The following is a 12,621-nucleotide window of genomic DNA, read 5'->3' as shown; positions in this document are numbered from 1 at the left end:
TTTTTTGATATATAGTGAAACTATACCCTTAAAGGGATTTAGTTGCTCATTTTAGCTATGTTGAAGCTTTCGTAAGCCATTTGCCTGTTGTAATCGTTGGCAATGGTTTTGTAGTTGATCAGGTCGACAATGGTACCGATGAAACAAAAACCAGCTGTGAAAAAATAAAGTATACCCATACCGATCTGATCAGTCATGAAACGCTGTACACCTGATACACCAAGGAAACCTGCAAGCGTTGCGAACATGATATCCTGCGGATTGCGCCTTTTGCTGGCATAAAATGACATAAAAGTGCGAGCCTGGTTTTCTGTTAATGAGGCAGTGGCCTGTTGCAGAAATGTATATTCTTCGGGAGTGATACCGTCGAAAGACATATATGGATTTTGATAAGCGTTCATTTCAGTAAGTTTTAAAGTTTGCGATTGTTTTATGATATAAAGGTACCGCAGCAGCCATGAAACGCCTACAGGAGATAGGTTAGCGGAGATAAGTAGTCGGTGAAATGATAGGTTTTAACGGTGAAAAGTAGCGTGGAAATTTTACCGATGATAGGAGTAGCGATAAAATGTCATTGCTGTAAGAAACCACCTGAGAAAGCCCCGAAAAAACCGTGATGGCGTATAAAGTATATTTTGGTGATAGTGCGCTGGGGCCGCGTTAGTGATAGGAGCGGATACCTGCCTGTGGCTAAGGCCTGCGCAGTATGAGGGGATAGCACGGGCCGCAGGCAACGCCCCAATTTATAATATCGATCAAAAACGCACCTAATAATCAAAAACTTACAATCACATCATTATACAGAACGAAGCAATCGCAGGGAAGGATGGCCAACCTGTATAGCATGCGCTTGCCACGTCGCGCCCTGATCATGCCCCTCCCGCTCCTCGCAATGACATGATTTATAAAATTTAGGTAAGGCTCTTAAACTGATTCCTTTCCAGCAGCCTCGCTTTGGTAAGTACATAAATCCGGTTAAAGATCACGGCTACGGCAGGAATGCCAAGCCAGTGGGCACGGAAAGAATTGCTGATATCGCCATGAAAAAGATAAATAATACTATGCCCTAAGCCGCAGCCCGGGCACCAGCCTATGCCCATCAGCTTAAGAGGACACAAGGTGAAGTGTGATGCTTCCGTTGGCGAGGTCATCGCCAATGAAAGCATCGCGGCTGTCCAGAACAAGAGTTCAAAATATTTTGAAAAATAACGCTTAATCAAGTTTGTTTGCTTTGTTGGTGAATAACAACGATACCGCAAAGGCGAGCAGCACCCCAACTATCAATGCACCAAAAATCCGTTCAGAAAAATCCTTTATGTTATCGCCCGATGATGAAACGTAGCTAATATAAAGTATTGAGCCAAAAACGGCTATGATGCCGCCTACAATTAATATTTTAAAGCTTTGAAAAAGAGCTTCTAAAAAGCCCATCTGGCCATTACACTCGTTTTTTCGATAACTCATGATGCCGAAAAAAAGACCGATAGCCGGTATAATAAATGAAAAGTATTCGACTGGGGCCACAACGTCTTTTTGCGGCATAACGCCAAGCCGTGGCATAGCAAAAATCCAGATGACACTTAATACGCCGATGATACCCCCTGATAACACTGCATTCTTCATAATTATATAATTAAGATTGATTTATAAATCGGTATGCGCGTTTACATACATAAATTTATCATTAAAAAGTAAATAAGCCGTCATATTGTTTGCATTAATTTTTAGCCCAACGCTTTTTTATTTTGGCTTTCCTTTTTTGTTTATCTTTGCCGCGGTTTGAACATCCGTGATATATTAGACAGATATAAGGCTGATGACCGGATAAAAACGTTGGCCACTGCGCTTAACGCATCAAAAAATCCAAGGGTACAGCTGCGTGGTTTGGTGGGATCAAGTGATTCGGCCATGGCGGTAGCATTGTATTTTTTGCAGCACAAACACATGGTATTTGTACTGCCCGACCGCGAAGAAGCAGGTTATTTCCAGGCCGACCTGGAAAACCTTACCGGTAAAGAAGCCCTGCTGTTCCCTTCATCATACCGCAAGCCTTTTGAATTTACCCAGCCCGATAGCAGTAATGTACTGGCCCGTGCCGAGGTTTTGAACGAGCTTAACCACAGTTCAGAATATGGCCAGCTCATTGTAACTTATCCCGAGGCTTTGGCCGAAAAGGTGATCGATCGTTCATCGCTTGAAAAAAACACCCTCGAAATAGCCGTTAGCAACAAGCTCAGTATTGATTTCATCAACGAGTTTTTGATAGAGTATGATTTTGAGCGGGTTGATTTTGTATATGAGCCGGGGCAATTTTCTATCCGTGGCGGCATTGTTGATATCTTCTCTTTTTCGCATATGCTCCCCTACCGGGTTGAGTTTTTTGGTGATTTCATTGAGTCGATCCGTACGTTTGAAATCGAGAGCCAGCTGTCGGTTGAGCATGTTAAAAGCATTACCATTGTTCCCAACGTACAATCTAAATTTCTAACGGAGAATAATATCTCCCTGCTTGAATATGTTGAAGCAGGTACACAGGTGTGGATCAAAGATGTTCAGTTTACGCTGGACATTATCCAAACCGGTTATAAAAAGGCTGTAAACCTTTGGAAAGCTCTCTCTGCAGATGAAAAAGCGCAAAACCCTGATTGGATAGATCCCAAATTTGGTTTTACCGACGAAAAGCTAATAGGCGATCAATTGCATGATTTTCCTGTGGTAGAGTTTGGAAAGCAGTTCTTTTACCATGACGCCACCGCTATCAATTTTGATATGCGGCCGCAGCCATCGTTCAATAAAGATTTTACGCTGCTCATCCACAACTTTAAAAACAACGAGGCCGATAAGATCGAGAATTTCATCTTCACCGATTCGGCCAAACAGGTTGAGCGTTTATACGCCATTTTGGACGACCTGGATAAAAAGGTAAAATTTACTCCTATAAGCATCTCCGTACGCGAAGGTTTTATTGATCATGAGCAGAAAATAGCCTGCTATACCGATCACCAGATCTTTGACCGTTACTATAAATACAAAACCCGCAAGGGCTACCAGCGTTCCCAAGCTATTACACTAAAAGAGCTCCGCGACCTTAAACCTGGCGATTATGTTACGCATATCGACCACGGTATCGGCAAATATGCGGGTTTGGAAAAGGTTGACGTGAACGGCAAACAACAGGAAATGATCCGCCTGATTTATGCTGATAACGACCTGCTGTATGTGAACATCAACTCACTTAACCGCATTTCCAAATTCAGCGGCAAAGAAGGTTCCGTTCCCAAAATGAACAAGCTGGGTACCGACACCTGGGAACGTTTGAAGAAAACAACAAAAAAAAGTTAAGGACATAGCCCGCGACCTGATCAAGCTTTACGCCCTTCGTAAAGCCCAGCATGGCAATGCCTTTTCGCCCGATAGCTACCTGCAAACCGAACTGGAGGCATCATTCCTGTACGAGGACACTCCCGACCAGGAAAAAGCCACGGCCGATTTCAAAAAGATATGGAGTCGCCCCACCCTATGGACCGCCTCATTTGCGGCGACGTGGGTTTTGGTAAAACTGAAGTAGCTGTTCGCGCAGCATTTAAAGCTGTTGCCGATAGCAAGCAGGTGGCCATATTGGTACCAACAACTATCCTGGCAGCACAACATTACAAAACCTTTACCGACAGGCTCAAGGGGTTCCCTGCCAATATTGATTATGTTAACCGCTTTAAATCAACCAGGCAGATCAAGGATACCTTGGAAAAACTGAAAGAAGGCAAGGTAGATATCATCATAGGCACACATCGTTTGGTAAGCAAGGATGTGAAATTCAAAGACCTTGGCCTGATGATCATTGACGAAGAGCAGAAGTTTGGCGTATCGACCAAAGAGAAGCTGAAACAGATGCGCGCTAATGTGGATACGCTTACCTTAACGGCAACGCCCATTCCGCGAACGCTTCATTTTTCGTTAATGGGTGCACGTGATCTTTCTATCATATCAACTCCGCCGCCAAACCGTCAGCCGGTTGTTACCGAGCTGCATGTGTTTAATGATAAACTCATTAAAGAAGCGGTTGAATTTGAGATTGACCGCGGCGGACAAGTGTTCTTTATCCACAACCGCGTGGCCGATCTGCCGCAATTGGGCGGCATGATCCGTAAGCTTGTTCCTAAAGCACGTATCGGCATTGCTCACGGCCAATTGGAAGGTGACGACCTGGAAGATGTAATGCTTAAATTTGTGAACCACGAGTATGATGTGCTGGTGGCTACAACCATTATTGAGGCCGGCCTGGACATTCCCAATGCCAATACCATTATCATCAACTACGCCCATATGTTTGGCTTGAGCGACCTGCACCAGATGCGTGGCCGTGTGGGCAGGAGTAATAAAAAGGCGTATTGTTATTTGCTAAGTCCGCCTTTGTCAACGTTAACCAGCGAGGCCCGCAAACGCCTGAGTGCCATTGAAGAGTTCAGCGACCTGGGCAGCGGCTTTAATGTGGCTATGAGGGATTTGGATATCCGTGGCAGCGGTAACCTGCTTGGCGCCGAACAAAGCGGCTTCATTGCCGAAATAGGCTTTGAAATGTATCATAAGATCCTCGACGAGGCTATACAGGAACTTAAAGACGATGAGTTTAAAGGCGTATTCCCCGAGGATAAGCCCCGCCCCTATATTTCTTTTACCCAAATTGATACCGACCTGGAGATCCTCATCCCCGATGAGTATGTAACCAATCTCTCCGAGCGATATAACCTGTATACCGAGCTTTCCAAACTGGAAAACGAGGTGGAACTGCAGGCATTTCAACAAAAATTGCACGACCGTTTTGGCCCGGTACCGGCCCAGGTTGACGGTTTACTCAATACCCTGCGGTTGCAATGGCTGGGCAAGGCCATCGGTTTTGAAAAATCTCGCTCAAGAAAAACGTTTTGCGTGGCTATTTTATCACCAACCAGCAATCAAGTTACTTTGAAACCGAGGCCTTCCGTAATGTGCTCGACTTTGTGAAGAATAACCCAAGGCGCACTAATTTGAAAGAAGTTAAAAACACGCTCCGTTTGGGAATTGAGGGAATTGACAGCGTTGACGAGGCGCTGAGGATGCTGAGCGAGGTGGCGGGGATAATATAATCATCTCCTGTTGTCGTATCCCCACGACAACATAATGTTCAACCTATAACAATAAAGCTACCGATTTTCACCGGTAGCTTTACTATAAAATGAGTCTCTCTGTAAATTAATAAACCGCTAAGCTGTAATTAAGCGTTTGTCCTTCTTGCAAAAACAAATTCGGCGCTTTTGCTTTATCCGAATCGTTGATAACGCCATCGTTATTGGTGTCCTTAAATTTCACGGAACCAATTATTGCTGCGGGTGTTTGTTTAGGGCTGCTGTCAATATCGGCCTGAGTTTTAAAAATACCTATCGGAATCAGTCCATTGTAATAGCTTTTTTGGGTTCCTTTTTCAGCAACAATGTAATACTCTCCTATATAGGCAACTACTGCAGTCGCTTTTCCTGACGCATCCGTAGTAAGTGTGTATGAAGGCGCTTCCCCGGTATTGGGTTTATTTACATCATCATACAGTTTTACTGTTGCACCTGCCGATGCAGCGCCGGTCTGGCCATCAGTTATGGTAATAGCAACAGTTGAAGTAGCCGGCCCTTTTTTATCACATGAAGAAAACAAAAACGATGCTGCTATGCAGCCTGATAAAAGTAAAGATGTATATTTCATAAACCCTAAAACGAAACAAGGGAGCTATTGTTTTAATCATCTGTTAAAAAAATTACCCGTAATGTGCTATGTCTCAATAGCAACTGCCACATTTTCTGTTAAGATCCGTTTATTCTTATCCTACTTTTTTATAAATATCTTTTAAATTACGCCCCATTTCCTTGTAATCAAGGCCATAACCTACTACAAATTCGTTTTCTATTTCAAAGCCTACATACTTAAGCTCCTCTATCTTTTTTTGAAGAGCGGCCGGCTTTAATAATAATGAGCATAACCTTAATGAGGCGGGCTCTCTTTCCTTCAGTTTCTGGATTAGATAGTGAGCTGTATTGCCCGTATCAACAATATCTTCAATAATAACTACATCGCGTCCCTTAATATCGACTGTTAAATCAATATCTTCCCGTATTTTTAACGTACTGGAGACACCGCCATAGTATGATGCTAATTTGGTGAAGTTAATTTCGCAGGGAATGCTCACTTGTTTGATCAGGTCGGCTATAAAAAGAAAGCTGCCGCTGAGTACCCCTATAAAAACGGGTATGCTATTATTATAATCTTCATTTAATTGTATGCCAATGGCTTTAACACGTTCTTCAATCTTATCGGCAGTTAGTAGTATCTCAAATTCCAGATCGGCTATTTGTTTTGTCATTGGGTTTAGTTTGTGTTTTTTAAAGGCAGTATAGTTCCGCCGTTTACATTAATCCCGGCGAAATTGGATTTTAAGCGCCTAAAATACTATTAATCACTTACAATAGCGTGAAAAATAATTGTGACATATAAGCTTATCTTTGCAGCCGAATGATTGACTATCAACTTTATACTTTGCCTAATGGTATCCGCATACTGTATAAGCACTGGCCATCGGCAATTACACATTGTTGCTTTATTGTAAACGCAGGATCGCGCGATGAAGCTCCGGGACAGGAAGGCCTTGCCCATTTTATTGAGCACCTGCTGTTTAAAGAAACCGAACGCCGTAACACCAGTCAGATCCTGAACAGACTTGAGCTTGTTGGCGCCGATCTTAACGCTTATACCACTAAAGAATATACCTGCATCCACGCATCGTTGCTTAACCAGCACCTTGACCGCACTATGGATCTTTTTGAGGATATATTATTTCATTCCACGTTCCCGGATGATGAACAGGAGAAAGAGCGCGGTGTCATTTTAGATGAAATAGCTTCCTATCTTGACCAACCGGAAGAAGCCATACAGGATGATTTTGAAGAGCTGCTGTTTAAGGAGCACCCCATGGGGCAAAACATTTTAGGTACGCCCGAAACCGTTGGCAGGCTTAATGGGGACGACATCCGGGGGTTTATAGCGGCAAACTATAATACAACCGAAATGATCTTTGCTGTACACGGCAATTATGAGTTCAGGAAACTGGTGGCCATGTCTGAAAAGTATTTCGGTCATGTGCCTTTAAATGAACTTAAAAAAATCGGGTAAAGCCCGTACAAGGTACGGGTAGTATCCATATCGTTAACAAACCTATCTCACAAACGCACTGCATTATAGGCACACAGGCTTATTCATCGTCGCATGAGCACAAATGGGGCTTATTATTGCTTAACAACCTCCTGGGCGGGGTGGGCATGAGCAGCAGGCTCAACCTCGAAATCAGGGAAAAACATGGTATAGCCTATACTGTCGAATCAAATTACACTCCTTTAACTGACACCGGCATCTTTTCTATTTACTTTGGTACGGATACCGAAAAAGCGAACAAAGCTTCAAAACTGATTCATAAGGAGCTGAAAAAACTGCGTGAACAAAAGCTGGGCACATTGCAATTGCACCAGGCCCGGCAAAAGTTCATCGGGCAAATAGCATTAGCGGAAGAAAACCGCATGAGCCTCATTATAGCTATGGCCAAAAGCATGATTGATTTTAACCGTGTTGACACCCTCGAAGAGATCTTTGCTAAAATTAACCAGGTAAGCGCCGAGCAATTGCTGACCATCAGCAATGAAATTTTTGATAATAACCGCTTGATCACTTTGCTATTTGAGCCTAAGCAATAATCCTTTATTTTTGCAAGATGAAGTATCCTATCATTGCCTACGGTGATCCTGTTTTAAGAAAGAAAGCAACAGCTATTGAGCCCGACGAGTATCCGCATATAAAAGAACTGGTTGAAAATATGTTTGAAACCATGTACGCGGCCCGTGGTGTTGGCCTGGCAGCGCCGCAGGTAGGCATGTCAATGCGTTTATTTGTGGTGGATGCCACCCCCTTTGATGATGACGAACCGGAACTGAAAGATTTCAAAAAAGCGTTCATCAATGCTACCATACTGGAAGAAACCGGTGAGGAATGGGGTTTTAACGAAGGCTGCCTGAGCATTCCGGATATCCGCGAGGATGTATACCGCAAGCCGGTTGTACGCATGTCATATTATGATGCAGACTGGAAACACCATGAAGAAACTTTTAAGGGCATGGCCGCTCGCGTTATCCAGCATGAATATGACCATATTGAAGGCAAACTGTTTACAGATAAGCTAAGCCCGCTGCGTAAGCGACTTATTGAAAAGAAACTTAACGATATTTCAAAAGGCATGGTTGATGTGGATTATAAAATGAAGTTTCCCAACATTAAAAAAGGAAGATAATACTTTACCCAAAGCATATAAAAAGCCGCCATACAGCGGCTTTTTCCTTTTATATATTTTTATAAATATTAACTACACCTGTAAAAATTACAATACTATACCCCAGCATTAAACCAATCCGCGTAATTTCGGTCTTTGTTTTGGCATTTTTAATGCGTTATATTTACACAACCAATCATAAAAATCATAAACCAATGACTACCAGACGATCTTTCCTAAAAACTTCGGCGCTACTTTCAGCAGGCCTGTTGGCAGCTCCTAATTTGTTTGCATATGATAAAAAATATATAGGCTTACAATTATATACTGTGCGTGATGCAATGGCTGCCGACCCTGTTGCTGCATTGGCAAAGGTTGCCAAAACAGGTTTCACATCTGTGGAAGGTGCAACTTATACCGGCACCGAATTGTTTTATGGCATGCGCCCCGGCGATTTTGCAAATGTTTTAAAACAAAACGGCCTTATTATGCCGAGCGCGCATTACCGTTTAGGTGAGGAGCTGGTTAACGGCGAACAACAAAAAGGAACCATCATGAACGACTGGAAAAAAGCCGTTGATGACGCTGCCGAAGCCGGTGTGCAATACATGGTTTGCGCATATCTTTCGCAATCTGAGCGCGGCAATCTTGACCATTATAAAAACGTGGCCAATATGCTTGATATAGCCGGCGAAACCTGTAAAGGCGCGGGTATCCAACTTTGCTATCACAACCACGACTTTGAATTTATACAGGAAAACGGTAAATACCCATATGAGATCCTTTTGGAGAACACTGATAAAGACCTGGTAAAAATGGAAATGGACTTGTATTGGGTTAATAAAGCAAACCAGGACCCAATCGCCCTTATTGATAAACACCCGGGCCGTTTCCCGCTGTGGCATGTTAAGGATATGGACAAAACCCCTGAAAAGAAATTTACTGAAGTTGGAAACGGGGTTATCGACTTTAAAAAGATCTTTACCCAGGCAAAAAAATCAGGCCTCAAATATTTCTTTGTTGAGCAGGATGTTTGCCCGGGCGATCCGTTTGTGAGCATTGCACAAAGTATCAGCTATATTAAAAAGAACCTGGTGTAATATTGCTTTTACACTGATATCCTGAAGGCCTGCATTTAAAACAAATGGCAGGCCTTTTTTATTCTACAAGGGCAAATTGTTTTATAACACATTTAACGGCAAAGGAAAATGAGTGCAACCATAATCAAATACCTCATAGTCATTTTGATGGCTTCTCTTCTTTTTGCCTGCGTTGCAGAAGCGCAAACCGATAAACAGCCGCTTCAGGTTACACAGCGGCACGTTACCTGCCTTTAAGGATCTGGCGGAACATGAAGCTCAATGATGGGCGGTTCTCTTTTTACCCCTGTTCCCGCGCTCCCTGAACCGGTTAAAGAAAACAAAAGCCAGCAAACAGAGCACACAACCGCAAATACCATTCAGGCGCAGGCCATAATCGTTGCCCGGGTCTTTTCCATAAATGGTTAAAAACGCAAACAATGCAATACCCAGTGTTTGGCCCAGTTTTACAAACAGGTATTTAACCGCAAAGAACATCCCCTCGCGGTTCTCGCCGGTACGTTTAGCCTCGTTCTGTGCTATTTCGGCAAGTATAGCATTGGGCAAAATACCCAGCGAGGCCAGCGGAAACGACGCACTGATAACCAGCGTATAGATTTGCACCTGCGGTGTAAATGGAAGTTTGCCCAGGAAAAATATCGCCACAAAAATCAAACTCAGTAACGCGAACGAAAAAAGCACGATAGGTTTTTTGCCGATCTTTTGCGACAGGTAATTAACCAGCGGATAAAACAGCAGTGATACCAGTACCATAGTAGCCATAAGTTCTCCGCCCATAGATTCGGGCAGATATAATAACGATTTTAAAAAAACAGTAAGCCGCTTGATATAATGCTTAATGCCATATAGTACGAAAAATCGGATATCAGGTAATATTTGAAATTCCGATTTTGAAAGGTTTTTTGAATAGCTGGTAAGAGTGATAAATGCGAGGGATGACCATTTGAATACCGCTTTTCGTCAATGGCGAATACAGGTACGAGCATTACCAGCCCGGCAAATATGGCCAGCCCCCAAATGGTGTACTGCACGGCGGTATCACGATTGGGGGTGCCGGCAAAGCGTTGTACCCAGTCGGCAAAGTTATTGACCATGGCCGATAAGATAATCCCAATTACAAAACCCACCTGTTGTAATGATGATAGTTTAACCCTTTCGCTGCCTGTGCGGGTAAGCTCGGGCAGCAAGGCGTTGTACGGGATAATATAGGCCGTAGCGCCCATAAAAAAACAAATAAGCGTAAAGGTAAGCCAGTAAGCGTTATGGATACTTTCGCCCTTTACCATGGGGTAAAAGGTTAATCCGCAAAATAAAGCGGCAGGTAAAATAGCCCATTGCATAAAAGGAATGCGCCGCCCACGACGGTTTTCGCTTTTATCGCTTAGCGAGGCAATAAAAGGATCAAAAAAGCATCCACCAACCGCCCGGATGCTGTGATTACCGACATGATATTGAACAGGCCCAAAAGTAACAATTGGGGTACCAGCGTAGTAAGCCCGGCATTGTTTGGCGGCAGGTAAAAGTAAGGCAGCATCACAATGATAATATTGGTCATGATGCTCCATCCTATCATTCCGCAGGCATAAGCAAGCTGTTTGGAAAGTGGTAGTTTATTGGCCGGCATTTAATGCAATATGCAAATATTACATCAATATATAATGGCGGTTTAACTGGTCTTTTACAACCCTGCGTAATAATCATAACCCTGTTCGGCCCAGTAATCGCGGGGACGGCTATTGCTGAAGGTTATGCTGCCTATCCGTTTCAGGTTTTTGATGCCATATTTTACAGGGATAATGAGCCTTAGCGGCGCGCCATGCTTCGGCGGCAAGGGTTTTTCGTTCACCTCATAGGCCAGCAAAGTTTGCGGGTGCATAGCGCTTGGCATGTCAACGCCCACGTAATATTCCTTGTCGGGCGTTTCCATGCCTACATACTCAAACCGGGTTTCGGCATCAAGCTTAAAGTGAGCTATAAAATCGCTGAATTTTACACCGCCCCAGTGCGAAATCTGGTCCCAGCCCTCTACGCACTTAAAATCATAAACGATCTCCGTTTTAGGAAGTTTCTTTATTTCATCGATACCGATATTCAATAGCTCACCATTCTGCTTTTTAACCGACAGTTTCCAGTTGCCTACATCAATCAAACCCTCCGAGCCTATATCACTATTATGACGCACTACCTTGGCGGCCATTTCTTTAGGATAGGTTTTTACCAGGTTTTTATTACTGTATAATTGGCGCACCACCTTTTCATTGGCGTTAAGCACAGCGCGCAGTGGCTTATGGGCCTCTCCCGTTATACCGGGTACCTCATTGGGCGACGTATACAACCAACGCCAGCCCCCATAGGCGGCACCGCCCAATACCAGGAAGCTGCCGAAGGAAATAAAATTGCGGCGGCTGATCTTTTGCTCAACTGTAAGCTCCTTTTTGGGGCCTTTATTTTTGCTGAAAACCTTACTCAGTTTTTTCGTTAGTTTCATCGTTTTGAATTTGAATAGCGGGCAGTGGCTTTTTATCTATTACCTCAAAACCCGAAATAACCGATCTGAAGTTGTTCCAGCCGGCAAGTACTACCTGAACAACATGCACCAGGAAAAACAATACATAACCAATGGTGAGCACAAAATGCCAGATGCGGGCCAAATGGTACCCTCCGCAAATCCAGGCGAGGTAATTAAATTGCACCGGCTTATAAATAGCCAGCCCTGTTATCAGCGAGCCAAACCCCATAACAATAATAGCCGTATAGGCAATTCGCTGAGCTGCGTTGTATTTATTCTGAGGCGGAGCCATTTTCCGGATGTGCAGGTCGTGCAAAACCACCAGCCAGGCTTCTTTAAATGAATGCCGGTTAGGCACAAGCTCACGCCACTGGCCCGATATTATGGTATATGACACATACAACAAGCCGTTAAGCGCAAAAAACCACATAAACAAAAAATGGAAAGCCATACCCTCGGCCAGTCGCCGGGGAATGTGCAGCGCATCATAAAGGCCCTGCGGAAAAAAGCGAATAAAAGTGACACCGAAGAGCGTGAAAGTGTAAGTATCATTGGCCCAGTAAATGAGCAGCCCGCTCCAAATCATGATGGTAAGGATGGGAAAGTTTACCCAATGCGTCCAGCGCATTAACAGCGGGTGTTTCTCTTTAATTATCTTCATCTAAATACTCTTAATG

Annotated in this window: 14 protein-coding genes and 1 pseudogene; 5 read left to right on the top strand and 10 right to left on the bottom strand. The window is 43.7% G+C overall.

What is annotated here, in order from left to right; all coding sequences use genetic code 11:
- Nucleotides 1–38: 38 nt before the first annotated feature.
- The 3 genes from ACQ86K_RS31980 to ACQ86K_RS31970 all read right to left on the bottom strand — a co-directional run bounded on the left by ACQ86K_RS31980 (nt 39) and on the right by ACQ86K_RS31970 (nt 1,623).
- The gene (locus tag ACQ86K_RS31980) at nt 39–401 is read right to left on the bottom strand and encodes a TM2 domain-containing protein (protein ID WP_090533469.1); all 363 of its coding nucleotides are present in this window, start codon (nt 399–401) and stop codon (nt 39–41) included.
- 510 nt (nt 402–911) lie between these two features.
- Nucleotides 912–1,220, bottom strand: a complete 309-nt coding sequence (locus ACQ86K_RS31975; protein ID WP_243770653.1) for a DUF2752 domain-containing protein — start codon at nt 1,218–1,220, stop codon at nt 912–914.
- Nucleotides 1,213–1,623, bottom strand: coding sequence for a DUF4199 domain-containing protein (locus ACQ86K_RS31970; RefSeq protein ID WP_091176089.1), 411 nt, complete (start codon nt 1,621–1,623; stop codon nt 1,213–1,215). The genes ACQ86K_RS31975 and ACQ86K_RS31970 overlap by 8 nt, the downstream gene beginning before the upstream one ends.
- A 156-nt stretch (nt 1,624–1,779) precedes the next feature.
- Here ACQ86K_RS31970 and mfd point away from each other — a divergent pair.
- A pseudogene (gene mfd, locus ACQ86K_RS31965) lies at nt 1,780–5,123 on the top strand (transcription-repair coupling factor).
- A gap of 106 nt (nt 5,124–5,229) precedes the next feature.
- Here the strand turns inward: mfd and ACQ86K_RS31960 are convergent.
- Nucleotides 5,230–5,730 carry a hypothetical protein gene (locus tag ACQ86K_RS31960; protein ID WP_090533461.1) on the bottom strand — a complete coding sequence of 167 codons (501 nt, stop codon included), beginning with the start codon at nt 5,728–5,730 and terminating at the stop codon, nt 5,230–5,232.
- A gap of 115 nt (nt 5,731–5,845) precedes the next feature.
- A complete protein-coding gene (gene hpt / locus ACQ86K_RS31955) occupies nt 5,846–6,385 on the bottom strand; it encodes a hypoxanthine phosphoribosyltransferase (RefSeq protein WP_091176095.1) in 540 nt (179 codons plus the stop codon).
- Nucleotides 6,386–6,534: 149 nt separating this feature from the next.
- On the opposite strand from hpt, the gene ACQ86K_RS31950 reads away from it, so the two are divergent.
- The 4 genes from ACQ86K_RS31950 (at nt 6,535) to ACQ86K_RS31935 (ending at nt 9,435) form a co-directional block, all read left to right on the top strand.
- Nucleotides 6,535–7,191, top strand: coding sequence for a M16 family metallopeptidase (locus ACQ86K_RS31950; RefSeq protein ID WP_431199427.1), 657 nt, complete (start codon nt 6,535–6,537; stop codon nt 7,189–7,191).
- Between the two features lie 23 nt (nt 7,192–7,214).
- On the top strand, nt 7,215–7,766 hold the full coding sequence (locus ACQ86K_RS31945; protein WP_431200978.1) for a M16 family metallopeptidase: 552 nt from the start codon (nt 7,215–7,217) through the stop codon (nt 7,764–7,766).
- A gap of 17 nt (nt 7,767–7,783) precedes the next feature.
- A complete protein-coding gene (gene def / locus ACQ86K_RS31940; RefSeq protein WP_091176101.1) occupies nt 7,784–8,356 on the top strand; it encodes a peptide deformylase in 573 nt (190 codons plus the stop codon).
- A 194-nt stretch (nt 8,357–8,550) separates the two neighbouring features.
- Nucleotides 8,551–9,435 (top strand): sugar phosphate isomerase/epimerase family protein, encoded by an 885-nt coding sequence (locus ACQ86K_RS31935; protein ID WP_090533817.1) that lies wholly within the window; start codon nt 8,551–8,553, stop codon nt 9,433–9,435.
- Nucleotides 9,436–9,693: 258 nt separating this feature from the next.
- Here the strand turns inward: ACQ86K_RS31935 and ACQ86K_RS31930 are convergent, their stop codons facing one another.
- The 5 genes from ACQ86K_RS31930 to ACQ86K_RS31910 are packed head-to-tail and all read right to left on the bottom strand — an operon-like array spanning nt 9,694 to nt 12,605.
- Nucleotides 9,694–10,212 carry an MFS transporter gene (locus ACQ86K_RS31930; protein ID WP_431199426.1) on the bottom strand — a complete coding sequence of 173 codons (519 nt, stop codon included), beginning with the start codon at nt 10,210–10,212 and terminating at the stop codon, nt 9,694–9,696.
- A gap of 26 nt (nt 10,213–10,238) precedes the next feature.
- Nucleotides 10,239–10,784, bottom strand: a complete 546-nt coding sequence (locus ACQ86K_RS31925; protein ID WP_431200977.1) for an MFS transporter — start codon at nt 10,782–10,784, stop codon at nt 10,239–10,241.
- A 32-nt stretch (nt 10,785–10,816) separates the two neighbouring features.
- A complete protein-coding gene (locus ACQ86K_RS31920; protein WP_431200989.1) occupies nt 10,817–11,059 on the bottom strand; it encodes a hypothetical protein in 243 nt (80 codons plus the stop codon).
- A gap of 54 nt (nt 11,060–11,113) precedes the next feature.
- Nucleotides 11,114–11,923, bottom strand: coding sequence for a molybdopterin-dependent oxidoreductase (locus tag ACQ86K_RS31915; RefSeq protein ID WP_091176107.1), 810 nt, complete (start codon nt 11,921–11,923; stop codon nt 11,114–11,116).
- A complete protein-coding gene (locus ACQ86K_RS31910) occupies nt 11,898–12,605 on the bottom strand; it encodes a cytochrome b/b6 domain-containing protein (RefSeq protein WP_176844595.1) in 708 nt (235 codons plus the stop codon). The genes ACQ86K_RS31915 and ACQ86K_RS31910 overlap by 26 nt, the downstream gene beginning before the upstream one ends.
- Nucleotides 12,606–12,621 lie beyond the last annotated feature (16 nt).

Source organism: Mucilaginibacter sp. P19 (genome assembly GCF_050632265.1).
Classification (GTDB): Bacteria; Bacteroidota; Bacteroidia; order Sphingobacteriales; family Sphingobacteriaceae; genus Mucilaginibacter; species Mucilaginibacter gossypii.
Note: the sequence above shows the minus strand (reverse complement) of the source record. Positions and strands in the feature narration are given on the sequence as shown.

Excerpts from the sequence above, each read along its gene's own strand:
- ACQ86K_RS31980 (WP_090533469.1), bottom strand. The coding sequence starts at position 401 with ATGAACGCTTATCAAAATCCATATATGTCTTTCGACGGTATCACTCCC.
- ACQ86K_RS31920 (WP_431200989.1), bottom strand. The coding sequence starts at position 11,059 with ATGCCGGCCAATAAACTACCACTTTCCAAACAGCTTGCTTATGCCTGC.
- def (WP_091176101.1), top strand. The coding sequence starts at position 7,784 with ATGAAGTATCCTATCATTGCCTACGGTGATCCTGTTTTAAGAAAGAAA.
- ACQ86K_RS31970 (WP_091176089.1), bottom strand. The coding sequence starts at position 1,623 with ATGAAGAATGCAGTGTTATCAGGGGGTATCATCGGCGTATTAAGTGTC.
- ACQ86K_RS31950 (WP_431199427.1), top strand. The coding sequence starts at position 6,535 with ATGATTGACTATCAACTTTATACTTTGCCTAATGGTATCCGCATACTG.
- hpt (WP_091176095.1), bottom strand. The coding sequence starts at position 6,385 with ATGACAAAACAAATAGCCGATCTGGAATTTGAGATACTACTAACTGCC.
- ACQ86K_RS31960 (WP_090533461.1), bottom strand. The coding sequence starts at position 5,730 with ATGAAATATACATCTTTACTTTTATCAGGCTGCATAGCAGCATCGTTT.
- ACQ86K_RS31915 (WP_091176107.1), bottom strand. The coding sequence starts at position 11,923 with ATGAAACTAACGAAAAAACTGAGTAAGGTTTTCAGCAAAAATAAAGGC.
- ACQ86K_RS31910 (WP_176844595.1), bottom strand. The coding sequence starts at position 12,605 with ATGAAGATAATTAAAGAGAAACACCCGCTGTTAATGCGCTGGACGCAT.
- ACQ86K_RS31935 (WP_090533817.1), top strand. The coding sequence starts at position 8,551 with ATGACTACCAGACGATCTTTCCTAAAAACTTCGGCGCTACTTTCAGCA.
- ACQ86K_RS31930 (WP_431199426.1), bottom strand. The coding sequence starts at position 10,212 with ATGGGCGGAGAACTTATGGCTACTATGGTACTGGTATCACTGCTGTTT.